24 protein-coding genes are annotated in these 23439 nt (G+C 61.8%); 9 read left to right on the top strand and 15 right to left on the bottom strand.

Going from position 1 to position 23439, the window contains the following annotated elements; genetic code table 11:
• Positions 1 to 7: 7 nt before the first annotated feature.
• The 11 genes from K3724_RS14145 to K3724_RS14195 form a co-directional block, all read right to left on the bottom strand.
• Positions 8 to 553, bottom strand: a complete 546-nt coding sequence (locus K3724_RS14145) for a DUF4166 domain-containing protein (protein WP_259986208.1) — start codon at positions 551 to 553, stop codon at positions 8 to 10.
• Positions 550 to 978, bottom strand: a complete 429-nt coding sequence (locus tag K3724_RS14150; RefSeq protein ID WP_259986210.1) for a thiol-disulfide oxidoreductase DCC family protein — start codon at positions 976 to 978, stop codon at positions 550 to 552. The genes K3724_RS14145 and K3724_RS14150 overlap by 4 nt, the downstream gene beginning before the upstream one ends.
• Positions 979 to 1000: 22 nt before the next feature.
• A complete protein-coding gene (locus K3724_RS14155; protein WP_259986211.1) occupies positions 1001 to 1612 on the bottom strand; it encodes a hypothetical protein in 612 nt (203 codons plus the stop codon).
• A gap of 84 nt (positions 1613 to 1696) precedes the next feature.
• Positions 1697 to 3682 (bottom strand): RNA polymerase sigma factor RpoD, encoded by a 1986-nt coding sequence (rpoD, locus tag K3724_RS14160; RefSeq protein ID WP_129371578.1) that lies wholly within the window; start codon positions 3680 to 3682, stop codon positions 1697 to 1699.
• 134 nt (positions 3683 to 3816) lie between these two features.
• Positions 3817 to 5814 (bottom strand): DNA primase, encoded by a 1998-nt coding sequence (dnaG, locus tag K3724_RS14165; protein WP_259986214.1) that lies wholly within the window; start codon positions 5812 to 5814, stop codon positions 3817 to 3819.
• Position 5815: 1 nt separating this feature from the next.
• Positions 5816 to 6154, bottom strand: coding sequence for a hypothetical protein (locus K3724_RS14170; RefSeq protein ID WP_129371580.1), 339 nt, complete (start codon positions 6152 to 6154; stop codon positions 5816 to 5818).
• A gap of 37 nt (positions 6155 to 6191) precedes the next feature.
• Positions 6192 to 6737 (bottom strand): sarcosine oxidase subunit gamma, encoded by a 546-nt coding sequence (locus K3724_RS14175; protein WP_259986226.1) that lies wholly within the window; start codon positions 6735 to 6737, stop codon positions 6192 to 6194.
• Positions 6730 to 9675 carry a sarcosine oxidase subunit alpha family protein gene (locus K3724_RS14180; RefSeq protein WP_259986227.1) on the bottom strand — a complete coding sequence of 982 codons (2946 nt, stop codon included), beginning with the start codon at positions 9673 to 9675 and terminating at the stop codon, positions 6730 to 6732. The genes K3724_RS14175 and K3724_RS14180 overlap by 8 nt, the downstream gene beginning before the upstream one ends.
• Positions 9672 to 9941, bottom strand: a complete 270-nt coding sequence (locus K3724_RS14185; RefSeq protein WP_259986229.1) for a sarcosine oxidase subunit delta — start codon at positions 9939 to 9941, stop codon at positions 9672 to 9674. Before K3724_RS14185 ends, K3724_RS14180 begins: the two co-directional genes overlap by 4 nt.
• 66 nt (positions 9942 to 10007) lie before the next feature.
• On the bottom strand, positions 10008 to 11261 hold the full coding sequence (locus K3724_RS14190) for a sarcosine oxidase subunit beta family protein (RefSeq protein ID WP_259986230.1): 1254 nt from the start codon (positions 11259 to 11261) through the stop codon (positions 10008 to 10010).
• A 271-nt stretch (positions 11262 to 11532) separates the two neighbouring features.
• Positions 11533 to 12963, bottom strand: a complete 1431-nt coding sequence (locus tag K3724_RS14195; RefSeq protein ID WP_259986231.1) for a Glu/Leu/Phe/Val dehydrogenase — start codon at positions 12961 to 12963, stop codon at positions 11533 to 11535.
• 384 nt (positions 12964 to 13347) lie between these two features.
• On the opposite strand from K3724_RS14195, the gene K3724_RS14200 reads away from it, so the two are divergent.
• From K3724_RS14200 to K3724_RS14210, 3 genes are read left to right on the top strand one after another with little or no spacing between them, the layout of a single operon-like run.
• Complete coding sequence (locus K3724_RS14200) at positions 13348 to 14979, top strand: pilus assembly protein TadG-related protein (RefSeq protein WP_259986233.1); 1632 nt, start codon at positions 13348 to 13350, stop codon at positions 14977 to 14979.
• Positions 14976 to 15512 carry a TadE/TadG family type IV pilus assembly protein gene (locus tag K3724_RS14205; protein WP_129371587.1) on the top strand — a complete coding sequence of 179 codons (537 nt, stop codon included), beginning with the start codon at positions 14976 to 14978 and terminating at the stop codon, positions 15510 to 15512. The genes K3724_RS14200 and K3724_RS14205 overlap by 4 nt, the downstream gene beginning before the upstream one ends.
• A 3-nt stretch (positions 15513 to 15515) precedes the next feature.
• Positions 15516 to 16142 carry a pilus assembly protein gene (locus tag K3724_RS14210; RefSeq protein WP_259986236.1) on the top strand — a complete coding sequence of 209 codons (627 nt, stop codon included), beginning with the start codon at positions 15516 to 15518 and terminating at the stop codon, positions 16140 to 16142.
• A gap of 15 nt (positions 16143 to 16157) precedes the next feature.
• On the opposite strand, the gene K3724_RS14215 is transcribed toward K3724_RS14210, so the two are convergent.
• Both K3724_RS14215 and K3724_RS14220 read right to left on the bottom strand, forming a co-directional pair.
• On the bottom strand, positions 16158 to 16631 hold the full coding sequence (locus K3724_RS14215) for a hypothetical protein (protein WP_259986238.1): 474 nt from the start codon (positions 16629 to 16631) through the stop codon (positions 16158 to 16160).
• Between the two features lie 102 nt (positions 16632 to 16733).
• A complete protein-coding gene (locus tag K3724_RS14220) occupies positions 16734 to 17690 on the bottom strand; it encodes an NAD(P)-dependent oxidoreductase (RefSeq protein ID WP_259992644.1) in 957 nt (318 codons plus the stop codon).
• 122 nt (positions 17691 to 17812) lie between these two features.
• On the opposite strand from K3724_RS14220, the gene K3724_RS14225 reads away from it, so the two are divergent.
• The 4 genes from K3724_RS14225 to K3724_RS14240 all read left to right on the top strand — a co-directional run bounded on the left by K3724_RS14225 (position 17813) and on the right by K3724_RS14240 (position 20390).
• Positions 17813 to 18688: a LysR family transcriptional regulator gene (locus K3724_RS14225; protein WP_259986240.1), complete on the top strand. Its 876-nt coding sequence runs from the start codon at positions 17813 to 17815 to the stop codon at positions 18686 to 18688.
• A gap of 14 nt (positions 18689 to 18702) precedes the next feature.
• Complete coding sequence (locus K3724_RS14230) at positions 18703 to 18996, top strand: hypothetical protein (RefSeq protein WP_311200182.1); 294 nt, start codon at positions 18703 to 18705, stop codon at positions 18994 to 18996.
• A 106-nt stretch (positions 18997 to 19102) separates the two neighbouring features.
• Positions 19103 to 20014, top strand: a complete 912-nt coding sequence (locus K3724_RS14235; protein WP_259986242.1) for a pirin family protein — start codon at positions 19103 to 19105, stop codon at positions 20012 to 20014.
• A 73-nt stretch (positions 20015 to 20087) separates the two neighbouring features.
• Entirely contained in the window at positions 20088 to 20390 is a 303-nt protein-coding gene (locus tag K3724_RS14240; protein WP_259986244.1) for an antibiotic biosynthesis monooxygenase, read from the top strand.
• A 16-nt stretch (positions 20391 to 20406) separates the two neighbouring features.
• Here the strand turns inward: K3724_RS14240 and K3724_RS14245 are convergent, their stop codons facing one another.
• Both K3724_RS14245 and K3724_RS14250 read right to left on the bottom strand, forming a co-directional pair.
• Positions 20407 to 20886 (bottom strand): GNAT family N-acetyltransferase, encoded by a 480-nt coding sequence (locus K3724_RS14245; RefSeq protein WP_259986246.1) that lies wholly within the window; start codon positions 20884 to 20886, stop codon positions 20407 to 20409.
• Positions 20883 to 21470, bottom strand: a complete 588-nt coding sequence (locus K3724_RS14250; protein ID WP_129371594.1) for a TetR/AcrR family transcriptional regulator — start codon at positions 21468 to 21470, stop codon at positions 20883 to 20885. Before K3724_RS14250 ends, K3724_RS14245 begins: the two co-directional genes overlap by 4 nt.
• 177 nt (positions 21471 to 21647) lie before the next feature.
• Between K3724_RS14250 and K3724_RS14255 the strand changes: the two genes are divergently transcribed.
• Positions 21648 to 21902 (top strand): hypothetical protein, encoded by a 255-nt coding sequence (locus K3724_RS14255; RefSeq protein WP_259986249.1) that lies wholly within the window; start codon positions 21648 to 21650, stop codon positions 21900 to 21902.
• Between the two features lie 116 nt (positions 21903 to 22018).
• A complete protein-coding gene (locus K3724_RS14260) occupies positions 22019 to 23305 on the top strand; it encodes a homoserine dehydrogenase (RefSeq protein ID WP_259986251.1) in 1287 nt (428 codons plus the stop codon).
• Positions 23306 to 23439 lie beyond the last annotated feature (134 nt).

A 23439-nucleotide genomic window follows, 5' to 3' on the forward strand; every position in this document is an offset into this window, starting at 1 on the left:
CAAATGGTTAACGTCTGAGGTCCAGCTCCGGCAGCACCAGAAACCCGCTGTAGCGCACCAGCAAGCCGATGCGCGGCAGGCTGGCAGAGATGTCAAATCCCAAGTGCCCCTCCGGCGTTTCAAATTCGGTAGCGGCGCTTTGCGGGCAAAGAGCTTGGGGCAGCGGCAGGCCGAACAGCCGGGCCCTCTCCACCGAGACCACCATTGCGCCTTGCTGAGCCGAGACGGCCAGGTCCAGTTCGACCAGGCCGAAGCGTTCCACTGCTCTGCCTGTTTGCGGATCATACCGCAAATGCGAGCGGGTCAGGAATTTTCCGAAACTGCGCCGCCAGATATGGCCCTTGCCCTGCGGGGCGACATCCAGCCGGAACCGGGTTTCGGCCATTGGCGGCGGAAAGCCCGCAAGCGCCGCCAGCAGCCGCGCCCAGCGGCTGCCGCCCTCAACCTTGACCATGCCGTGGCTGCGTTGCGGCGGCTGCGCATGGAACCGCAGCAGGGCCGGCGGCACCTCCAGGTCTTGTGCCGCGATGATGTCGCCAAAGGCATCCCTCATGGCTCAAAGCCTCCGTCGGCAAACCGGGCGCGAACCTCAGGGCCAGGGATCAGGCACGTATCAAAGCGGCCGAACAGCCGGTACCGGTTGCGGGCGATACTGAAGTACAGCGCATCCTTCAGCCGCCCCGGCAGGAACCGGCAGACAGACAAGGCCGGCCAGGGCCGGGGCAGCGCCCGCATTGCGGCGGCAAAGGCATCCAGCCGCTGATAGGTGCGGCCATCCACTATCACCAGATTGGTCTCGAAATTATCCGTCGGCAGGCCATGCTGGCGGTAGAGCTGCTGCCCCAGCGGCGACTGCGCGGTGGCAAAGGAGAACCGCCCGGCCCGGTCATGGCGCAGCATGAAGCGGAAAAAGCCCGAGCACAGCACGCATTCGCCGTCGAAGACGATGAGGTCTGTGTTCACCTCCTTCTTTCTCATTCAATTCATGCCCCGATCTTGGTCAGCGTTCGGGGAAAATGTTGGTGTCAGGCCCAAACACCACATCATCGCCGGAAGCATACAAAAAACATCGTCTGCGATTACCATCATTTTCTTCACATTTGTTAAGCGCAACCTGTTCGGCCTCGCGCATGGTCAAGCGCCCCGACGCATAAGCCCAAGCTCCGTTCCGGCTGAGCGCCAGCGCCTTATTCCGTCTGGCCGCAGAATAGCGGGACACCACGTCCCTGCCCCGCAAATCAGCAACAAACGGAATAGTCTCAGGACTTACGGTCTCGGCATAGACCAAGGAAGGACTTGCCTGCCAATCCGGTGTGTTCTGCCCCTTTGCAATGGCCATGCCGCAAGCCTGACCCGCCGCGTGCTCGCACTTTTGCAATACAGCACGGGTTATTGTCGACGACAGCTTGTTGCCGCTGCAGCGGGACGCCCAATGCCCATTCGGCGACACGGCCACCATATAGGTCTGCTTGCAGCGGACCCGTTCATAATCCCTTTGAATACTGGCGCTGGCGACATCCGATAGGAAGGGGATCTGAAAGAAATCGGGAACGTCTGCCCGCGCGGAATGAGCACTGGCCACCAGCGCAACTAATACGAATCTAAACAACATCTTCTGAATTCCCCAAACTAATCTGTTGGGCAGATTACAGGTCAATCAGGCAAGAAAAAGGCGCCCCGCGGGGCGCCCTCTAAATTACTGATCCAGGAAGCTGCGCAGCTTGCGGCTGCGGCTGGGATGCTTCAGTTTCCTGAGCGCCTTTGCCTCGATCTGACGGATCCGTTCGCGGGTCACGCTGAACTGCTGGCCGACTTCTTCCAGCGTGTGGTCGGTGTTCATGCCGATGCCGAACCGCATCCTCAGAACCCGTTCTTCACGCGGCGTCAGCGAGGCCAGAACCCGGGTGGTGGTTTCCTTGAGGTTTTCCTGAATGGCGCTGTCCAAGGGCAGCACGGCATTCTTGTCCTCGATGAAATCACCCAGCTGCGAATCTTCCTCATCCCCGATCGGGGTTTCAAGGCTGATCGGCTCCTTGGCGATCTTCATCACCTTGCGGACCTTCTCAAGCGGCATCTGCAGCTTTTCAGCCAGCTCTTCCGGGGTCGGCTCGCGGCCGATCTCATGCAGCATCTGGCGGCCGGTGCGGACCAGCTTGTTGATGGTCTCGATCATGTGGACCGGGATCCGGATGGTCCGCGCCTGATCCGCGATCGAGCGGGTGATGGCCTGACGGATCCACCAGGTCGCATAGGTCGAGAATTTGTAGCCGCGGCGGTATTCGAACTTGTCCACCGCTTTCATCAAGCCAATGTTGCCTTCCTGGATCAAATCCAGGAACTGCAGGCCCCGGTTGGTGTATTTCTTGGCGATCGAGATCACCAGGCGCAGGTTGGCCTCGACCATTTCCTTCTTGGCCTGGCGGGCTTCTTTTTCGCCCTTTTGAACCTGCTGCACAATGCGGCGGAATTCCGAGATATCCAGACCGACATACTGGCCGACCTGGGCCATGTCGGCGCGCAGTTCTTCGACCTTGTCGGTCGAGCGTTCGATGAACATCTGCCAGCCGCGGCCGGGCTTGCCGCCCATGTCGGCCAGCCAGTTCGGGTCCAGCTCGCGGCCGCGGTAAGCATCAATGAACTCGCGGCGGTTGATGCGGGCCTGGTCGGCCAGCTTGACCATCGCGCTGTCAATCTGCATCACCCGGCGGTTGATGCCGTAAAGCTGGTCAATCAGCGCCTCGATCCGGTTGTTGTGCAGATGCAGCCCGTTCACCAGTTCGACGATTTCCGAACGCAGCGCCTGATAGGTCGCCTCGTCCTGCGTGCTGAAGGAGCCGTCCTCGTTCAGGGTCGCCGAGATCCGGCTGTCCTGCATTTCGGACAGCTGCGCAAAGTCGGTCGAGATCCGCTCCAGCGTGACCAGAACACGGTCCTTGAGCGCGGCCTCCATCGCGGCCAGCGACATGTTGGCCTGTTCGTCCTCGTCATCGTCGTCATCGCTGGCAATCGGGTTGCCGTCGGCGTCCAGCTCGGGGCCTTCGTCTTTGACCGGCTTGGCCGCGGCCACAGCAGATGTATCGACAACCGGCGCTTCCTCCTCGCCGTCTTCGTCCAACTGGTTGCCAAAGGTGGCCTCCAGGTCGATGACGTCGCGCAGCAGGATGTCCTCGGACAGCAGTTCGTCGTGCCAGATGGTGATCGCCTGGAAGGTCAGCGGGCTTTCGCACAGCCCCAGGATCATCGTATTGCGGCCGGCTTCGATCCGCTTGGCGATGGCAATCTCGCCTTCGCGGCTCAGCAGCTCAACCGAGCCCATCTCGCGCAGGTACATGCGCACCGGATCATCGGTGCGGTCCAGCTTTTCAGCCTGGGCGCCGGCCAGCGCAACCTCGCGCGGGCCTTCGGTGGTCACAAGGTCGGTGGTGCCCTTGTTCTCTTCTTCTTCGGCCTCTTCGTCCTCGATGATGTTGATGCCCATTTCACTGAGCATCGACATCACGTCTTCGATCTGTTCCGAACTGACCTGATCCGGCGGCAGAACCTGATTGAGCTGATCGTAGGTGATGTAGCCTTTCTCGCGGGCTTCCGCGATCATCTTCTTGACCTGAGTCTGGCTCATGTCGAGTGAGATTTCGGCATCCTGATCGTCAGGTTTGCGGTCGTCGGTGTCTTTGGCGGCCATTCATTGCTCCTACTCAGGGGCTGCGGGGCGATTCGGGTCGCGCGAATCATTAGCGCGATTCTCTGATTCGTCACCCCGTTTACCCAATTTTCCTGTGCTCTTCCTTAGCAAAACGCAGAATCAGGCAATCTGTGTCATTTACCGGAAAAGCCGATCCGATCCAAAAGGGCGCCGAATGCGTCGCGCTCATCCCGGCTGAGCCGCGCGCCGTTCTCGCCCACATCATACTGCGCCTGGTCCTCATTCTCGCTGCGCACTGCCTTGTTTTTGGCCTCGGCTGCCTGCCGCAACCGCCAGGTCAGCGCCTCATCGGCAAGACCGTCCAGATCCTCTTCGGCTTCTGCCAGTTCCGCGTCCAGCCCGCGCCGCGCCTCAAGTTTTGCCAGCTCCTCGGCCAGGGTCATGCTGGCCAGTTCGGTGTCGCCGGGTTTGCGCAGGCAGGGGGTGATTGCGACATGGCGAAGCCCAAAGAGGTTTTCAAGGGCATGAGGCCCCAAAGACCAGTCGATTTCCTCGCGCAGACGCTCCGGCGCGCCGATGCCAAAGCGCAGCACCATATCCCGCAGCACCGCCAGATCCGGGTCGGCGCATTGCAGGCGCTCCAGGCTGGTTTCAAATTCGGGGATCACAGCCGGGGTGGTGATTGCCGTGGCCAGGATCACCGCTTCGCGCATGGCGGCAAAAAATTCGTCTTCGGCACCTGCCACCAGCGAGGCACGGGTGGTTGCGCGCGGCTGCGGGATCGGGCCAAAGCCTTTGCCGGGTTTCCACGGCGGACGGCTGCCGTCGCGAAAGCCGCCGCTGCGGGATCCGCGCTGCTGGAAACCGCCCTCGCCGCCGCTGCGGTTACTGCGGAACAGCTGCCAGCGCATCTCCTTAACGTCTTCGCCGTAATGCTTGCGGATCGACGGGTCGCGGATCAGCTTGATCTTCTCGCGCAAGGATTTGTCCAGCGACGCCTTGCGTTCGGGACTGTCGAAGACTTTGCCCTCGGTCTCGCGCTGCCACAGCAGCTTAACCATCGGCATCGCCTGATCCAGCACCGCCTGCACCGCCTCAGGGCCCTTGCTGCGGATCAGATCGTCGGGGTCCTTGCCCTCGGGCATGATGGCAAAGCGCAGGGACTTTCCGGCCTCCAGCAGCGGCAGCGCCAGATCGATCAGCCGCATGGCGGCGCGGATGCCAGCGGTGTCGCCGTCCAGCGCGATGATCGGCTCGTCCGACATCCGCCACAGCATCTGCAGCTGGTTTTCGGTGATCGCAGTGCCCAGCGGCGCCACGCAGGACTGAAACCCGCCCTCGGCCAGCGCAATCACATCCATATAGCCTTCGGCCACAACCAGCGTGGAACCCCGCCCCGAGGCCGCCCGCGCAGGTCCGTGATTGTACAGGCTGCGGCCTTTGTCGAACAGCTCAGTCTCGGGCGAGTTCAGGTATTTGGCGTTGTCATTCGGGTCCATTGCCCGGCCGCCAAAGGCAATGGCGCGGCCGCGCGCATCGCGGATCGGGAACATAATCCGGTTACGGAACGTGTCATAAGGCTTGCCGCCCTTGTTCGAGGGTTTGGCCAGCCCGGCGCCGATGATCAGGTCTTCGGGCACGTTTTTGCCGCGCAGCCCGTCCCACAAGGCTTGCCAGCCATCAGGGGCAAAGCCGATTTCCCAGCGGTCCAGCGCCGGCGGCGTCAGCCCGCGGCGCTGCAGGTAGGCACGGGCGTCATGGGCAGCGCTGGTTTTCAGCTGCAAGCGGAAGAACTGCACCGCCTGCTCCATCACTTCGGCCAGCAGCGTCCGGCGGTCCTGTTTTTCCTGCGCGCGCGGGTCGCGCTTGGGCATTTCCATGCCAGCCTCTTGCGCCAGGATCTCCACCGCCTCCATGAAACCGACGTTCTCGGTCTCCTGGATGAACTTCAGCGCGTCGCCTTTGGCATGGCAGCCAAAGCAGTAATAGAACCCCTTGCGGTCCTCGACATGGAAAGACGCGGTTTTCTCGTGGTGAAAGGGGCACGGGCTCCAAAAGTCACCCTTGCCCGGCTGCGACTTGCGCTGATCCCACATGACCTTGCGCCCGACAACATCAGAGATACTGATTCGGGTGCGCAATTCATCCAGAAAGCCGGGCGGCAGGGACATATCAGTTCGACTTCAGCTGTTTCTGCATCGCCTGGATCTGATCCCAGTTCTGCAGGCACTGTTCCTCGAAGGCCGCACCAAGATCAACGTCGCGCAGATCGCGCCGTTTCATCGCATAGACATGGTTCGTCAGCTGCGGGATCGCCTTGGAATAGGTCTCAGGCCAGTCCGGTTCGCTGTCCAGTACCGCCTGCTCCACCTCTTCCTGTTTCACCCGGTCCAGCCGCGCCTGCTGCACCGCGGCCATGACCTGGCCCTGGTACTTGCAGCTTTGTTCTTTAGTTTCAGAAGCATAGGCCGGAGCCGCCAATAAGGCGGCTGCAAGGGCAATGCGGATCATAGATGCGCTCCGGGAATCAGTTGGTGATCCCCAAAGGTTACCCCCGCGCCGCGACAGCTTCCATCGCTGTTTTCAAATCATGCACAAGCGTTTTCGCCATCGAGCGGAACACCATGATCTGAAACGCCTGCGGGCCGGTGCGGGTCACAGACGCCATCATGTGCTTCAGCTCGGCCCGCACGGTATGGCCGCGCTTGAACACCTGGTTCCGCAGATCCACCGGCACCAGCCGCGCCAGCACGTCCTCAGCGCCAGCACCCTCTAGCCGCACCACGGCCCAGGCGTCGCTCTGATCTGTCAGCGCGGCGTGCCCCGCCAGCTTGGCATCCGGCGCAGGCCCTATCAGCAATGCCATGTCCCGCCCGAACCAGACAGCGCGGCTGCCGGCCTTGCCCGTCGACCGGTTCGGCGCCGGAAAGGCCATGCCATGGGCAGCCTCCAGCGCCTTGCTCAGCGCCTCCTGCTGGCCCTTGAACGGGGCCACGGTCCACATCGAACCCGGGTGTTCCTCGGTCAGGCTCATGCCGCCGATACTTGCCGGAACCAGCCCCTCGCAGGGGCTTTTTGCTATCAGTTCAGCCACGGGCACGCCCTCCTTCGGGGTCAAAGAACACAGGCGGCACAACCTCGCACAGGGTATCAACGCCGCGCATATGGTCGACCAGACGCACGGTTTCGCCGATCCGGTCGGGGCCTTCTTTCAGAAAGGCCAGGCCGATCGGATGCCCCAGCGTTGGCGAATAGCCTGCCGAGGTCACATAGCCCTGATCGTAGATCCGCTCGACCGGGTCGCCCGGTGTGAACAGATGCGCGCCGGCGGTGATCTCCTTGGCTGCACCAACAGGTTTCAGCCCCACCATACGCATCCGGTCCTCGGCCATCAGCCCCTCACGGGTGGACATCGGCTTGCCCAGGAAGTCCTTCTTCCTGGACATCATCCCCTGCAGGCCCAAATCAAAGGCGGTCACTGTGCCGTTGATCTCGGCATGGGTGATCAGGCCCTTCTCGATCCGCAGCACGTTCAGCGCTTCCATCCCATAGGCACTACCGCCCAGGGCCTCGGCCCGCTTCAGCAGCTCACGGAACAGCGCCTCGCCATAACGCGCGGGCACGGCCACCTCATAGGCGTGTTCGCCCGAGAAGGAGATCCGGAACAGCCGCCCCTTGACGCCCAGCACGGTCGCTTCACCGCAGCCCATGAAGGGCCAGGTTTCGCCGTTCACGTCTTCGTCCAAGAGGCCATCCAGCAGCTCCTGCGACTTCGGCCCGGCCACGGCAAACTGCGCCCATTGCTCGGTCACCGAGGTAAAGCGCACATCCCAATCGGGGTGCAACACTTGGCTGACAAACTCCATATGCGCCATCACCTGCCCTGCCGCAGCGGTGGTGGTGGTCATGACATAATGGTTCTCGCCCAGCCGCGCGGTGGTGCCGTCGTCCATGACAAAGCCATCTTCGCGCAGCATCAGCCCATAGCGGACCTTGCCCACCTTCAGCGTGCTGAAGGTGTTGGTATAAAGATGATCCAGGAACTTGCCCGCATCGGCGCCCTGAATGTCGATCTTGCCCAGGGTGGAGACATCGCAGATGCCCACCGCATTGCGCACGCACGTCACTTCACGGTCGCAGGACTGGCGCCAATTGGTCTCCCCCGGTTTCGGGTAATAGGCGGCCCGGTACCACAGGCCGACCTCCAGCTGATGCGCACCGCGGGTGTCGCTTTCAGCGTGCGAGGTCAGGAAGCGCTGCGGCTTGAAACCTTCATCCGTGGCCCCCGCCCCGATGGCGCCAATCGCCACCGGCACAAATGGCGGGCGGAAGGTTGTGGTGCCGGTCTCGGGGATCGTCCGCCCCGTGGCATCCGCCAGCACCGCCAGCGCAGCAACGTTTGAGTTCTTGCCCTGATCCGTCGCCATGCCTTGGGTGGTGTAGCGCTTCATATGCTCGACAGAGCGGAAGTTCTCGACCGCTGCCTGCTTCACATCCTTGACCGTTACGTCATTCTGAAAGTCGAGCCAGGCGCGGCCCTTGCCGGGTACAGCCCAGAGTGCCGCAATACGGTAGGGATCATCCTCCGCATCCGGCAGATCGGCGGCAGCGGGGTTCAGGCCCAGCGCTTCCAGCACCTTGCCCGCGGCTTCAGCCCCTTCGCGCAGCGCGCCTGCGGTGGAAAATGTGCCGTTGCAAGCCCCCGCAGTGACCATGCCCGGCACGGCCCCCTCGGCAGGCACAAAGCCCAGCACATCGCGCTTCCACACCGGGCGGCTGTTCAGATGGCAGGTCAGATGCACCGAGGGGTTCCAGCCGCCGGACATCGCCAGGCAATCGGTCTGGATCTTCTCCTCACCCTTGACCGAGCGCACAGTGATGCTGTCCACCCGATGCCGTCCGGCGGAACCGCAAACCTGCGCGCCCTTGATCACCTGATAAGGGCCGCTGTCCGGCGCTTCGTGGCGGCTGTCGATCACCGCTGCAATGTGCACGCCAGCCTCTGCCAAATCGCGCGCTGTCCGGTGCGCCTGATCGTTGTTGGCAAAGACGGTGACCCGCTCCCCCGGCGCCACGCCCCAACGGTTCAGATAGGCGCGCACAGCGCCCGCCATCATGATGCCAGGCCGGTCGTTGTTACGGAACGCGACCGGACGCTCGATCGCACCTGCCGCCAGCACCGCGTGTTTGGCCGCGATCCGCCAAAAGCATTCGCGCGGCAGATGGCTGCCCTTCAGCGAATGCCGCCGCGGCAAGTGATGCGAGACCCGCTCCAGCGCGCCATAAGTGCCCTGATCATAGGCACCAGTGACAGCGGTGCGGGTCATCAGCCGCACGTTGTCCATCGCCTCAAGCTCAGCCAGCACGTCCGCGGCCCATTCATGGCCCGGCTTGCCGCTGACGTCTTCGCGTTCCGCCAAAAGACGCCCGCCTATGCGGCTGTCTTCCTCAGCCAGGATCACATCCGCCCCGGCCCGGCCTGCGGTCAACGCCGCCATCAGCCCGGCAGGACCGGACCCGATCACCAGCACATCGCAAAAGGCAAAGGCTTTCTCGTAGCGGTCCTGATCCGCCTCGCCCGACAGCGCACCAAGCCCCGCCGCATTGCGGATCATCGGCTCATAGAGCTTTTCCCAGAACGCCGCCGGCCACATGAAGGTCTTGTAATAGAACCCCGCAGTAAAGAACGGCGCCGCCAGGTCATTGACCGCCATCACGTCGCGCTCAACCGAGGGCCAGCAATTCTGGCTGCGCGCCTCCAGCCCCTCATAGATCTCCTGCTGGGTAGCACGGACGTTCGGATCCTGCTGGCCGCCGGCGCCGGTAGTCACCAGCGCATTCGGCTCCTCGCTGCCCGCAGTCAGCACCCCGCGCGGGCGGTGGTATTTGAACGATCGCGCCATCAGATGCACATCATTGGCCAGCAGCGCCGCGGCCAGCGTGTCCCCTTCCAGCCCCATCATGTGACGGCCATTAAAAGAGAACGTAATCGGCTTCGCACCCTGGTTCAGCCCTTTTCCGGGAAGCCTCATGTCTTACCTCCCAGCCCGGCCTCGGACGTCAGCTGCACCGCCAGAATCTCATGGGTCGACGTATTGCGAGTGACCTTCAGCCAGGAATTGCAGCCCATCTCGTGATACCACAGCTCATCCAGCGGCCCCGCCGGGTTTTCGCGCAGGTTCACATAGGCGTGCCAGGCATCCAGACCGGCGCCCTCAGCCGGGCGCTCCAGCGCGGCCCCTTTATAATAGAATTCGCGGCGGTCCCTTTCGCCGCAGAGCGGACAGGCAATCCTCATGACCAGCGCCCTTTCATCTTTCTGAAAAAACTCCCGCCGGAGGCAAACCCGGCGCATTCAAAACGCTTAGTGCAAGTTATGCTGCGCACCGGTCCCCTCCTCATCCATCAGGCCGTGGCCGCTGCGAAAACGGTCCAGCTTCAGTTTGGTTGCTGCCCCATGCGGGCGGTCTGTGGCGATCAGATGGGCATAGACATGGCCCGACGCCGGCGTCGCCTTAAAGCCGCCGTAGCACCAGCCGCAATTCAGATAGAGGCCGTCAACCGGCGAATGATCGATAATGGGCGAGCCATCCGGGGTCATGTCCATAATACCGCCCCAGCTGCGCAAGAGCCGCGCCTTGCTGACCGCCGGCACCATCGCCACAAAGCTTTCCATCGTGTGCTCCACCATCGGCAGGTTTCCCCGCGCCGCGTATGAGCTGTAGAAATCCAGGTAGCTGCCAAACACCAGCCCGCCCTTGTCCGACTGGCTGATATACAGATGCCCTTCGGCAAAGGTGATCACATGATCCACCATGGGTTTCAGCCCTTCGGAAACAAAGGCCTGCAGCACGTGGCTTTCAATCGGCAGGGTCAGCCCCGCCATCGCCGCCACCTGGCCCGACCGACCGGCGGCGGCCAGCGCCACCTTCTTGGCCCGGATCGGTCCGCGGGCGGTCTGCACGCCCACAACCTTGCCGTTCTCCACGTCGATGCCGGTCACTTCGCAGTTCTGGATCAGATCCACCCCGCGCATATCGGCGCCGCGCGCATAGCCCCAGGCCACCGCGTCATGGCGCGCAGTACCCGCCCGGCGCTGCATCAGCCCGCCCATGATCGGGAAGCGGTTGCTGTCAAAATTCAGGAACGGCGCCATCTGACGCACCTGTTCGCGGCTCAGGATCTCAGCATCGTCACCCTGGTTGATGATCGCGTTGCCCCGCCGCACCGCTGCATCGCGCTGACCGTCATTGTGGTACAGGTTGAGGATGCCGCGCTGCGACATCATCGCGTTGTAATTCAGGTCCTGCTCCATCCCCTCCCACAGTTTCAGCGAGTGGGAATAAAACTCGGAATTACCCGGCAGATAGTAGTTCGCCCGCACGATGGTGGTGTTGCGCCCCACATTGCCGCTGCCAAGATAACCCTTTTCCAGCACTGCAACATTGGTAATGCCGTGTTCTTTGGCCAGGTAGTAGGCGGTCGCCAGACCGTGGCCGCCGCCGCCGATGATCACCACGTCATATTCGGACTTGGGCGCGGGGTCGCGCCAGTGCGGCGTCCAGCCCTTGTTTCCGGTGAGCCCCTCTTTGAGCACACGCCATCCCGAAAACCGCATGTCGTCCCTCCCCGTCAAATCACTTCCGATGCCCGGAAAAAAGGTGACCCGGACCCTGGCGGCATTGCTACCCGCTTTCGCCTGCTGCTCCTAGCCCCAAGGATCAATTTGCGGCAGTTCAGCCCGGCTTTGCTGCAAAACACACGAACTGATCACATGTGTCTAGTAGTAATTGCGACAGGTCGTGACGTATTCCGGTTCACTTGCAAAAAAAAACGGGGCGCAGAGTTTTCCCTCCGCCCCGGCCATAATCCAATTACCCGCTGCCTGGTCAGAGACCCTTGGCGTGATAGCTTTTGGCGACCTTGTCGATCGACACCAGATAGGCGGCAGTCCGAAGGTCGGTGACATCGTCCCGGCTGTGCCAGACCTCACGCATCGACTGGTAGGCCACCCGCATGGTGTCATCAAGGCCCGAGCGCACCAGTTCCAGCTCACCCGCGCCCTTAAGGTACTTGTCCTTGAAATTCGGCGACATCGACCAGGTGCTCCCCATCACGTCGTCCAGGCGCTGCAGCTCGTCGATCACCAACTGGTGGCGCGCCTCTTCCTGGCGGCGCTGCATGCGTCCGAAACGGATGTGGGAAAGGTTCTTCACCCACTCGAAGTAAGACACCGTCACACCGCCCGCATTGGCATACATGTCGGGAATGATCACGGTGCCCTTCTTGCGCAGAATGTCATCCGCACCGGCAGTCACCGGACCGTTTGCAGCCTCGATGATCAGCGGCGCCTTCACGCGTTCGGCGTTGGACAGGTTGATCACCCCCTCCAGCGCGGCCGGGATCAGGATGTCACAGTCTTCCTCCAGCAGCAGCGCGCCGTCTTCCACATACTGGGCATCCGGGTAGCCAACCACGCCACCATGCTTGACGATCCAATTGCGCACCGCCTCGACATCCAGGCCATCGGGGTTCGACAATCCGCCGTCCCGTTCGATGATGCCGGTGATCCGCGAACCATCTTCCTCGGACAGAAATTTGGCCGCGTGATACCCCACGTTGCCAAGCCCCTGAACAATGATCCGTTTGCCATCCAGCTTGCCGCTCAGGCCAGCTGCCGCCTTGTCTTCCTCGTAACGGAAGAATTCCTGCAGCGCATATTGCACGCCGCGGCCCGTGGCCTCGACCCGGCCGGAGATGCCGCCGGCATTCAGCGGCTTACCGGTGACGCAGGCCTTTGCGTTGATGTCGGTGGTATTCATGCGTGCATACTGGTCTGCAATCCAGGCCATCTCGCGCTCGCCGGTGCCCATGTCGGGTGCAGGCACGTTCTGCGAGGGATGGATCAGGTCGCGCTTGGCCAGCTCATAGGCAAAGCGGCGGGTGATCAGTTCCAGCTCGTGTTCCTCATACTCGCGCGGATCAATGCAAAGCCCGCCTTTGGAACCGCCGAACGGCGCCTCCACCAGAGCGCATTTATAGGTCATCAGCGCCGCCAGCGCTTCGACCTCGTCCTGGTTGACACCGGTGGCATAACGAATGCCGCCCTTCACGGGCTCCATATGTTCGGAATGGACCGAGCGGTAGCCGGTGAATGTGTGCATGGCGCCGCGCAGGCGCACCCCGAACCGCACCGTATAGGTCGCATTGCAGACCCGGATCTTTTCTTCCAGCCCCGGCGGCAGATCCATCAGGGACACGGCCCGGTTAAACATCAGGTCCACGCTCTCGCGGAAGCTCGGCTCTGTGCGGCTGCTCATCTAAAATCTTCTCCGTGCTCAAACATCGACTCGATGCCGATGATGCCTTCACTCTATGCAGAGAAGATTAAGGAGTGCGACCTTTTTGACCATTCCCTGCCAAAAAGATTCGCATTTTTGCCAAAAGTTCACGATTCGCTGTTTGCCCAGAACCATTGTTCTGCAGACCGCGACAGCCCCGCAGGATACCCGGCAATTGAAACCCCAAATCACTACAATCACATGTTTTTCGGCGCAAACCCGCCCCAATTCCGCCACGTTCGGCAGCCATTAATTATGTGTAAATTCCGCGTCTAGAGCCGGGCTGATCTGTTCAAGAACCGGCGGGGGGGTGTTTAAATGCATAGACGTCACAAGGGTCCCACAGCGCTGAGCAGCCCGCTCATGCAGCGCTGTCTGGCCGGTGCTCAAACCTACCTGCGGGAAGAAGATGGTGTTCTGGCCAAACCGATGATCGGTACTTTCCTGGCTATGGTTGCGGTGGGCGGAATTGGCGTGGACCTGATGCGGATGGAACGCGACCGCACCATGCTGCAATACACGCTTGACCGGGCGGCACTGGCAGCGGCGGACCTGGATCAAGAGAAGTTACCTGATGCAGTCGTGCTGGACTATCTGTCGAAATCCGGTCTTCAGGAGTACTATCAAGCGCCCTGGTGGGAAGCCGGCTTGGGTTTCAAGAAAGTGCAGGCCACGATCGACACAACCTTTCCCACCCACATGCTGGGTTTCGCAGGTGTCGACGAAATGCCGCTCTATGCCACCTCCCGAGCTGAAGAGAGCATCGACGGTCTGGAAATCTCGCTGGTGCTGGACGTGTCCGGGTCAATGACCCGCAATAGCCGTCTGACCAACCTGCAAGCGGCAGCAAAGGATTTTATCGACACCATGGTGGCCAACACCACCGATGGAAAAATGTCGATCTCAATCGTGCCCTACGCCACGCAAGTGTCAGTCCCGGAAGACCTGATCGGCAAATACGCTTTGGACGAGTTGCACGACGATTCGTATTGCGTGAACTTTGATGGCTCGGATTTCAACACAACCAGCCTGTCCACCACCGCACCGCTGGAGCAAACGATGCATTTCTCGCCCTGGTCCAGCAATGACCGGCGCGATAACGGGGATTTGGTTCAATCCCCCGTCTGCGTTGCCGCTTCGGATAGCTCCCGGGCGATCCTTCCCTTTCAGAAGGATGCCACAGCTCTTAAAGCCTTCATCGATGGTCTTTGGGGTGGCGGCAACACCTCCATCGACATTGGGATGAAATGGGGCACGACCCTGCTGGACCCTTCAGCCCGGCCCGCGATAAACGCCCTGACCGCTGGTCCGGATGCGTCTGTTCCAAGTGACTTCTCAACCCGCCCCTCGGAATACACAGACTCGGATACCGTCAAAGTGATCGTGCTGATGACCGACGGCCAGAACACCTCGCAGTACTATGTCGAAAGCGACCATCGCGAGGGCGACTCCTACGTCTGGTATACGGAAACGAGTCCCGGCAGTGGTGTTTACTCAACACTCAGGCCATCGACCGGCAGCTATTTCTGGCATAATGGCGGCGGCTGGCAGGACCATCCTTTCGGTGCCGGGAACGACACAGTCTGCACCAACTCTTATAATGGCTACTGTTATGGTTATACAACCGAAAGCGGCACGCCGGTCCGGCTCTCTTATACCGATTTGTTCGCGCAGACGCCGCTCAAATATCTGTACAAGTACATCTACGCCGACTGGATGGGCACGTCTTCCGCCCGCAGCGAGTGGTATTACGGCGTTTACGACTCCTACGGGAACTCTACCAAGAACGCCCGCACCCGCAGCATCTGCGAGGCGGCTAAGGATCAGGGCATAATCGTCTACACCATCGGCTTCGAGGCGCCCAGCAACGGGGTGGCGGTGCTGCAGGACTGCGCCAGCTCCGACTCCCACTATTTCGACGTGCAAGGTCTGGAGATCGCCGATGCCTTTTCCTCCATCGCAACCTCAATCCGCCAACTGAGGCTGACCCAATGATCCGCTGCATCACACAAAAACTGCGCCGTTTCAGGGCACATGACGATGGCAACGCTTCTGTTGAGTTCGCCATCGTCATCCCCGCCTTCCTACTGGCACTGATGTCGACCGTGGAGCTGGGGCTGATCAATCTGCGCCACTCGCAGCTGGAACGCGCCCTGGACCTAACTGTACGCGATATTCGCTTGAACACCGGCGCCAACAAGGATCACGCGCAAATCCGCGACGAAATCTGCGAACTTTCCGGGTTCATAGACGACTGCGCGTCATCTCTGAAGCTTGAAATGGTGCGAGCCGACCCGTTCAATTGGACAGGGATTGATCCAGATCCGGATTGCATCAACCGGATCGAAGAAGTGAACCCAGACGTAACCTTCGAACACGGGCAATCCAATGAGCTGATGCTGATCCGTGCCTGCATGAAGTTTAAGCCCATCCTGCCAACCTGGGGATTGGGACAAAGCCTATCCAAGGATGATGACGGCCGGATCAGCCTGACCGCCGCATCCGCATTTGTTCAGGAACCGAGGTGAGCCATGCTGACTGCCCTGATACCGAAATTTTCCGGCCAAGCCCTGCCCCGCTATCTGCACATCTTCCGGTGCAGAACCGAGGGTAGCGTATCAGTCGAATTCGCACTCTATGCCCCCCTGTTATTGGCCCTGTTTGCCTCCATCTACACGTTCTTTGACGCCTTCCGCCGCGACAGTGTCAATCTCAAAGCTGCTTACACCATCTCAGACCTGATCTCGCGCGAAACAACGGCGATCAACGACGACTATATCGACAGCATGTACGAAATGGCGCAACTCCTGATCCGGCAGGATTCGCAGCTTGGCCTTCGGGTATCAGTGGTGCGCTGGGACGAAGATGACGCCAAATACTATGTAGATTGGTCCGAAGTCCGCGGCACGTCCGATATCACATGGACTGACACCACCATCAACACTGTCGCCGGCAAACTTCCGGACATGCCGGATCAGGAACGGGTCATTCTGGTGGAGACCTTCAACGAGATGGAGCCTGCCTTCAATGTCGGCCTGCCGACGCTAAACCTGGACAATTTCATCTTCACCCGCCCGCGTTTTGCCCCGCTTGTCGTCTTCGAAGGCAGCGCCACCGGTTCCGGCAGCCACAATGATGGCGGTGAAAGTACCGACTGAGCCAGAAGCGCGGCCTTATTGGCCGCGCTGCGCCATCATCGCCGCCAGGATTTCCGACATCGCCTTGCCTTGCGATCCAGGCGTTACCCCGCCAATGCCGATCCGGCGGCCCGACCGCCACCACAGCCCGGGCATCCAGATCCTGGAGCCTTGCGCACCGGTCCGGATCAAAAAACCGTTGGACGGCTTAAAGGCAAAAAAGCCGCGGTCGATGGCTTTGATATCTTCAACCCTGGCAATCAGCTGGCCATTTGAACAGCGCAGTTCCTCCGCCGTCAGCTCAATCCGGTGCACGGTTGCCTGCCACATCCGCACGGCCAGCCACAGTGCCGCTGCGCCAACCGCTAGCAGAAACACCAGCCAAGCCGGAGACGGCGGCGCCGCGAAGGCGACATAAAGCAGCAGGCAGCCGGTCAATCCCAGCATCACCGCGCCCATGATCCGCCGTCCGCCGGAGGCTTCTATTGTGGCCAGGACCTCGTTGTTCATCCGCTGCTCCCCTTGCTGCTGCGCCGGGCATAAACCGGATTTGCCAAAGAAAACAGCCCCCGCCGGGGCAGGGGCTGGATGCGGCCGTGCAAGCGGGGAAACTTACTCCGCAGCAACGCGGCGCACGACCACCTCATAGCCCGGCTCTTCCGGTTCGTCGTCAATCAATTCCTGCGGGAAACCCGGCGCGGTGATGGATAGGCCGGTGGCCTCTTCCAGACGCTCGATCATCCGGTCGGACTGCGCCCGCTCGCCATAACGGCGCTGGCCGTCCTTCATCATCTCGATCATCAGCGGCGACAGCTCCAGCGGCACATTGCTGCGGTCCGCCAGGGTCTGGAACAGGCCGATGTCCTTCATCACCAGATCCATGGTGAAGTTCACATCGCGTGATCCGGACAGGATCAGCTGGCTTTCGGTTTCATGCGCAAATGAGGTGCCCGACGACATCGAAATCGCCTCAAACGTCATGCCCAGATCCATGCCGCAGGCCTTCATCACTGTCAGCGCCTCGCAGACCGCCAGCATGTTGATATTGGCCAGATAGTTGGTCATCACTTTCAGAACCGACGAATTGCCGACCTCGCCCACATGCAGAATGCGGCGCCCCATGGTGGTCAGGATCGGCAGAATGCGCTCAAAAGTCTCGCGCTCGCAGCCCGCATAGATCGAGATATTGCCTGTATCCGCCCGATGGCAGCCACCGGACACAGGGCAGTCGACCGGCTGACCGCCGCGTTCCACGATCAGGGCGCCCAGGCGCTTTACCTCGGCCACATCGGTGGTGGACATTTCCATCCAGACCTTGCCGGGCTGCACATGCGGCAGCATCTCGGTGACAACCGCATCGGATGCCGCAGGGCTTGGCAGGCAGGTGATGACCGCATCGCAATCCTGCATCATTTGCGCCGGGCTGCCGCCGGCCTTGGCACCGCGCTCCACGAAGTTTTGAACCAGTTCTGCGTCCAAATCGTGCACTGCCACGTCCAAGCCGTTGCGCACCAGGCTGCCCGCCAGTTTTCCGCCGACATTGCCAAGGCCGATAAAGCCGACTTTCAAAGTGGTTGCCATTTCGAGTTTCTCCTCCCGGGGCTGATCTTCTGCGATATGGCTAGCTTGACCTCCGCCGAAATTAAAACGAATAATAAAACGGCCTGACCCCAGAAAAATTTGCAACACTAATGTCCGACCTGCCCAATCTCGTCTGGCTGCGCGCGTTTGAGGCCGCCGCCCGTCTGAAAAGCTTCACCGCTGCGGCGGAGGAACTGGGGCTGACCCAGGCCGCCGTCAGCCATCAGGTGCGCAGTCTGGAGAAAAGCTTTGGCATCACCTTGTTTATCCGCCGGTCGCGCCATCTGGAACTGACAGAGCTGGGCCATGCCTATTACCCCTCGGTGGCGCAGGCGCTGACTGATATCGCGTATTCCACCCGCGGGCTGCTGGGGCATGCGCAGACCCGCACGGTGACGATACGGGCACCGGTCTCGACTGCTGTCCTGTGGGTGGCGCCGCGGCTGGGGGTGTTCCACGCCGCCAATCCGCATATCCGCATCCGGCTTATCTCTGCCGTCTGGGCCGACAGCACCCAGGACGAGGACGTGGATATCGACCTGCGGCTTGGGCCATCCGGCTGGTTCGGCCGCCGTGCGCATCTGCTTTCGGCTGAGACCGTGATCCCCGTGGCACAGCCGCAGCTGGCCGGACGGATGCGGTCCGTGGATCAGCTGTTCGACCAGACGCTGATCCATATCCACGGCTATCAGGACCACTGGCTGCGGCTGTCCGAACAAGAAGGCGTGCCGCTGAAGGACCGCACCGCGCCGCTCTATGTGGACACCTCTTTAGCGGCGATAGAAATGACGGCCTCTGGCGCTGGTGTGGCCATGCTGATGCGCCGCTATGCCGAACTGCCGCTGTCGCAGGGTCGGCTGGCACAGGTTCTTGGTGCAGAAATCCCCATGGGTCAGGGCCACTATTTGATGCCCGCCGCCGGAGAGGCCCCGAACAGCGCCGAAGTATCCCTGGTACGCGATTGGATTGTATCGCTGTTCGGCTGAACAGCAGCGGCCCCTTGCCCGGCCGCCGGGCGCATGATGGCATCCGCGAGGGGTTCCAGGCCGCCATCCGGCCCGGCACGCCGGTGGCCATGGAAGCGCTGGAGATCGATGATCCCGCCAAAATGCCCGCAGAAGTAAAGCGTATCGCCAAGTTCTTCGGCGCCGGTCATTGCGGTATCACCGATCTGGACGAGCGCTGGATAAACACCGCCCGTGTTGATACCCGCGACGATACCAAGCGGCGCTCCCGCCCGGCCTTGGCGCCTGCGGCGCCGCGTTCCGTTGGGCCGGGCAGCCCTGCGGGCTGAAGCGCTCCGTTCGCACACGCACAGAAGCCGTGTTTCAACGCCCGTTTTCCGGCGGCACCGCACAGCCTATCTTGCCGTCAGTCCATAAAACCCAGGAGACAGGCAGATGTCCCTCAGACCGATACTCGAAACCCGTCCGGCACAGCCCCATACCGAGGGCGCCGGCGTGAAACTGCACCGCGCCTTCGGCTTTCAGGATCCGTCAGAGCTGGACCCGTTCCTGCTGTTCGACGATTTCCGCAATGAAAATCCCGAAGACTATCTGCGCGGCTTCCCCTGGCACCCGCACCGGGGCATCGAGACCATAACTTATGTGCTGTCCGGCGCGGTCGAACATGGCGACTCGCTGGGCAATGCGGGCACCCTGGGTGCGGGCGACGTGCAGTGGATGACCGCCGGCTCCGGCATCCTGCATCAGGAGATGCCGTCGGGCAACGCGCAAGGCCAGATGCATGGTTTCCAGCTTTGGGGCAACCTGCCTGCCAGCGAGAAAATGACCGCGCCGCGCTATCAGGATGTGCAGGGCACCGAGATCCCCGAAATCATCGACGACGACGGCACACGGGTGAAAGTGATTGTCGGAGATTTCTGGGGCAAGCGCGGCCCGGTGGACGGGATTGCCGCCGATCCGCAGTATCTGGATGTGTTCATTCCGGCGGGCGTGAAAAAGACCCTGCCGGTCGACACCTACCGCCGCGCCTTCGCCTATGTGTTCGAAGGCCAGGCGGCTTTTGCTGATGCCTCTGCTCCGCAAGGTGTATTGCTGGAAAAAGAAGTTGCAGGTGAAGAGGTCAACATCCGTGACCTGTCCGGCGACCGTACCCTGATCCGCTTTGGCACCGGCGATGAGATCACCGTGCAAGCGGGCCCCGAGGGCGTGCGTTTCCTGCTGATCTCCGGCGCGCCGATCCACGAGCCGGTGGCCTGGCACGGGCCCATTGTGATGAATACCCAGGCAGAACTGCAACAGGCCTTCCGCGACCTGCGCAACGGGACGTTTATAAAGCCTGCGCACTGACCGGGAAAACCGCGTCCGCAAAAACGGACGCGGTATGCTATACTCCCTGCGCCAATAAGCGTTGGGGGGAGTGATGATTATCCGGGTATTCCGTGCCACCGTCCGCGAGGACAGGATCGAGGACTTCAAGGCCTTTCTGACCGGCAGCGCCATTCCGCATGTGCGCCGCCAGCCGGGGCTGGTCTCGGTCACCGCCGGGCTGCCCCGGCCGGACTCGCCTGCCACCTTCTGCGTCGTCATGATTTGGGAGAGCGTGGCCGCGCTGCAGGCCTTTGCAGGCGAGGATTGGGAACAGCCGCATGTGCTGCCGGAGGAAGACCCGATGGTGCTAAGCCGCCAGATCGACCATTATGACATGATCGGGCTGATCAGCTGAACCGCAAACGCAAGCGTCAGCCGTCTGCGCGCCAGCAGTAGACGGTTTCGCCCTGCGCAGCCTCCGGCGTGAAGCCCGCCTTTTCCAGCACCCGGGCCGAAGCCGCGTTTTCCTGCATGACGCCTCCGCTCAGCGTCACCGCGCTGCCGCTGAAATGCACCTGCAAGCCGGCAATCAGCTCACTTGCCAGACCCTGGCCCCAAGCTTTTTCGGCCAGAAGATATCCCAGATTGCGGGTGCGGCTGCCCTCCTCCGGATAAGAGAGGATCAACAGCCCGATGCCCTTTCCTTCAGCAAGCCGCAAAGCAACGATGTCTGCTTGCTGCGATACAGCCGCCAGGAAATCCCGGCGCGCCTGATCGCTGTCTTGCGTTTGAAACCCGGCAGGCAGCCATTGCACCACCTTAGGCGCAAACAGATCCGCCAGTTCCGGCTCCGGCAGATCCTGCCAGCGCCCGGCGCTCAGCCGCTGGGTTTGCAAGCTCAGAAGACTCATGCGCTGACCGCTTTTTGCACCATGTCCCAATAGACCTTCTCGACCTCATCCAGCGTCAGACGCCCCTCGGAACGGTACCATGTGTTGACCCCGTTCAGCATCGCAATCACCGCCAGAGTGGCGATTTTGGTATCGGGGATGCGGAACACACGCTGCTCCACCCCCTCCTTCAGGATCGCCTCCACGCCGTTCTCATAGTCCCGGCGCAACGATTCGAGGGCGGAGAAATTTTCCTCCGTCAGGTTGCGCAGCTCCATATAGGCGATGAACACCGCATCCGGGCGCTCCAGGTGAAAGCGGATGTGAAAGCCGGTAAAGGCCCGCAGCCGCTCTGCCGCGCCCGCGGCCCGCGGCACCGCGTCCCAGGCCGCCTGCAGTTCCACCATATGTCCTTGCATCAGGTTGAACAGCAGGCTTTGCTTGTCCGGTGTGTAGTTATACAGCGCCCCGGCCTGCACCCCCACCTCCTTGGCGATCTGGCGCATTGAGACGGCGGCGTAGCCATGCTGCGCAAACAGCCGTAAAGCGGCCTCGCGGATTTTGGGTCCGGTGATATCGGAATGGGAGCCTTGGGTACGTGCCATACCCGGACCGTAACTGAACACGCGTTCAGAAAAAAGAGCGGGAATGCCGAAAAGATGGTCTGACCCATACCCCTATAGCCCGACCAAGCCAATCCCGGCACCTGCAGGCGGGAAAGCAATTGTGCGGCGGCCCCGGACACCCTAGAACCACCAGGATAAAACACAGGATTTCGTACAATGCAGGTTTGGGTCCGGATTACATGTCTTCTGGTTATGGCAACCGCAGCCGCCTGCACCCGCGTGCCCGAGCTTGAGGATCGGCTGACCCCGGATCTGCGCGGTGCGGGCTATCCGGAATTGCTGCCGCTGGATGACGCGCTGGAACCGCTCGATCAGCCGCAGCAGGCCAGCGCAGACCTGCAGGATGAGCTTGACGCCCGCAGCGACCGGCTGAAACGCCGCGCCGAGGCGGTGAAAAACGCCGGATCTTAGGCCGTTCCCGGCTTTCCCTTCCGCATGTGCCGCACGCAGGCGGCAGCAGCGTTGCACGCCCGCGCCGAACCCGCTAAGGCGGGGCCTGAGCATTTCGGAACAAAGGACCTCCAGCTATGACAGAACCGCTTCGTCTTGGGATTGCAGGTTTGGGCACGGTTGGCATCGGCGTGGTGAAGATCATCCGCCGCCATGCTGCGCTGCTGGAGGCACGGACAGGACGCCCCGTTGTGATCACGGCGGTGTCTGCCCGCGACGCCAATAAGGACCGTGGTGTCTCGCTGAAAGACTACGCCTGGGAAACCGACCCGGTGGCGCTGGCCGTGCGCGACGACGTGGATGTATTTGTCGAGCTGATGGGCGGCCATGAAGGCGCTGCCAAAGCGGCAACCGAGGCCGCACTTGCCGCGGGCAAGGATGTGGTCACTGCCAACAAGGCGCTGCTGGCGATCCATGGCCAGGCGCTGGCCGAACAGGCCGAGACCGCAGGCCGGGTCATCCGGTTCGAGGCTGCCGTGGCCGGCGGCATCCCGGTGATCAAATCGCTGACCGAAGGTCTGGCCGGCAATGAGATTACCCGCGTCATGGGGGTGATGAACGGCACCTGCAACTTTATCCTGACCCAGATGCAGGCCACCGGCCAGGGCTACAATGCCCTGTTCGAGGAATGCGGCCGTCTGGGTTATCTGGAGGCCGATCCGAACCTGGACGTGGGCGGCATCGACGCGGGCCACAAGCTGGCGCTGCTGTCCTCAATCGCATTTGGCACCAAGCCAGCCTTTGACGACGTGCAATTGGAAGGCATCCAGCGCATCCAGCTGGACGACATCAATGCTGCCGCTGATATGGGTTACCGCATCAAACTGCTGGGTGTGGCGCAACGCACTGCCCGCGGGCTGGAGCAGCGCATGTCGCCCTGCCTGGTGCCTGCGAATTCCCCGCTCGGCCAGCTGGAAGGCGGCACCAATATGGTGGTGATTGAGGGCGACTCGATCGAACAAGTGGTGCTGCGCGGCCCCGGTGCCGGCGAAGGCCCGACGGCCAGCGCAGTAATGGGCGATGTGCTGGACCTGGCCCGCGGCCTGCGGATTGCAACTTTCGGCCAGCCCGCCGGCACCCTGCAAGAGGTGCCCGCAGCGCAAACCGGCCTGCCCGCGCCCTTCTACCTGCGTATGGGACTGCTGGACAAACCCGGCGCATTGGCCAAAGTTGCCGCCGTGCTGGGCGATGCCGGGGTCTCCATCGACCGGATGCGCCAGTACGGCCATTCCGAACCAACCGCACCGGTGCTGATCGTCACCCACAAATGCACCCGCGCCGCACTGGATGCGGCACTGGACGGCCTCGCCGCCACCGATGTGGTCGACGGCACTCCGGTTGCGCTGCGCATTGAAGAGGTTTGAGCCTCGCGATAGGCCGAAAACCGGCGGCTTTGGTCACTGCGGCTGGATTTTCCTGCCGCAGTAAACGCTATCTGCTCTTGCGAGCCTGCCCTGCCCCGCGCTATTCGGCTTTAAACGCCCACTTCACATCTGAC

It is taken from the genome of Leisingera sp. M658 (assembly GCF_025144145.1).
Taxonomy (GTDB): domain Bacteria; phylum Pseudomonadota; class Alphaproteobacteria; order Rhodobacterales; family Rhodobacteraceae; genus Leisingera.

Bases quoted from the DNA above. Each gene is read 5' to 3' on its own strand.
- K3724_RS14250 (WP_129371594.1), bottom strand. From the start codon at position 21,470: ATGGCACGTACCCAAGGCTCCCATTCCGATATCACCGGACCCAAAATC.
- K3724_RS14180 (WP_259986227.1), bottom strand. From the start codon at position 9,675: ATGAGGCTTCCCGGAAAAGGGCTGAACCAGGGTGCGAAGCCGATTACG.
- K3724_RS14200 (WP_259986233.1), top strand. From the start codon at position 13,348: ATGCAGCGCTGTCTGGCCGGTGCTCAAACCTACCTGCGGGAAGAAGAT.
- K3724_RS14255 (WP_259986249.1), top strand. From the start codon at position 21,648: ATGCAGGTTTGGGTCCGGATTACATGTCTTCTGGTTATGGCAACCGCA.
- K3724_RS14170 (WP_129371580.1), bottom strand. From the start codon at position 6,154: ATGATCCGCATTGCCCTTGCAGCCGCCTTATTGGCGGCTCCGGCCTAT.
- K3724_RS14215 (WP_259986238.1), bottom strand. From the start codon at position 16,631: ATGAACAACGAGGTCCTGGCCACAATAGAAGCCTCCGGCGGACGGCGG.
- K3724_RS14190 (WP_259986230.1), bottom strand. From the start codon at position 11,261: ATGCGGTTTTCGGGATGGCGTGTGCTCAAAGAGGGGCTCACCGGAAAC.
- K3724_RS14145 (WP_259986208.1), bottom strand. From the start codon at position 553: ATGAGGGATGCCTTTGGCGACATCATCGCGGCACAAGACCTGGAGGTG.
- K3724_RS14225 (WP_259986240.1), top strand. From the start codon at position 17,813: ATGTCCGACCTGCCCAATCTCGTCTGGCTGCGCGCGTTTGAGGCCGCC.
- K3724_RS14235 (WP_259986242.1), top strand. From the start codon at position 19,103: ATGTCCCTCAGACCGATACTCGAAACCCGTCCGGCACAGCCCCATACC.
- K3724_RS14210 (WP_259986236.1), top strand. From the start codon at position 15,516: ATGCTGACTGCCCTGATACCGAAATTTTCCGGCCAAGCCCTGCCCCGC.
- K3724_RS14205 (WP_129371587.1), top strand. From the start codon at position 14,976: ATGATCCGCTGCATCACACAAAAACTGCGCCGTTTCAGGGCACATGAC.
- K3724_RS14185 (WP_259986229.1), bottom strand. From the start codon at position 9,941: ATGAGGATTGCCTGTCCGCTCTGCGGCGAAAGGGACCGCCGCGAATTC.
- K3724_RS14150 (WP_259986210.1), bottom strand. From the start codon at position 978: ATGAGAAAGAAGGAGGTGAACACAGACCTCATCGTCTTCGACGGCGAA.
- K3724_RS14260 (WP_259986251.1), top strand. From the start codon at position 22,019: ATGACAGAACCGCTTCGTCTTGGGATTGCAGGTTTGGGCACGGTTGGC.
- K3724_RS14240 (WP_259986244.1), top strand. From the start codon at position 20,088: ATGATTATCCGGGTATTCCGTGCCACCGTCCGCGAGGACAGGATCGAG.
- dnaG (WP_259986214.1), bottom strand. From the start codon at position 5,814: ATGTCCCTGCCGCCCGGCTTTCTGGATGAATTGCGCACCCGAATCAGT.
- rpoD (WP_129371578.1), bottom strand. From the start codon at position 3,682: ATGGCCGCCAAAGACACCGACGACCGCAAACCTGACGATCAGGATGCC.
- K3724_RS14195 (WP_259986231.1), bottom strand. From the start codon at position 12,963: ATGAGCAGCCGCACAGAGCCGAGCTTCCGCGAGAGCGTGGACCTGATG.
- K3724_RS14155 (WP_259986211.1), bottom strand. From the start codon at position 1,612: ATGTTGTTTAGATTCGTATTAGTTGCGCTGGTGGCCAGTGCTCATTCC.
- K3724_RS14245 (WP_259986246.1), bottom strand. From the start codon at position 20,886: ATGAGTCTTCTGAGCTTGCAAACCCAGCGGCTGAGCGCCGGGCGCTGG.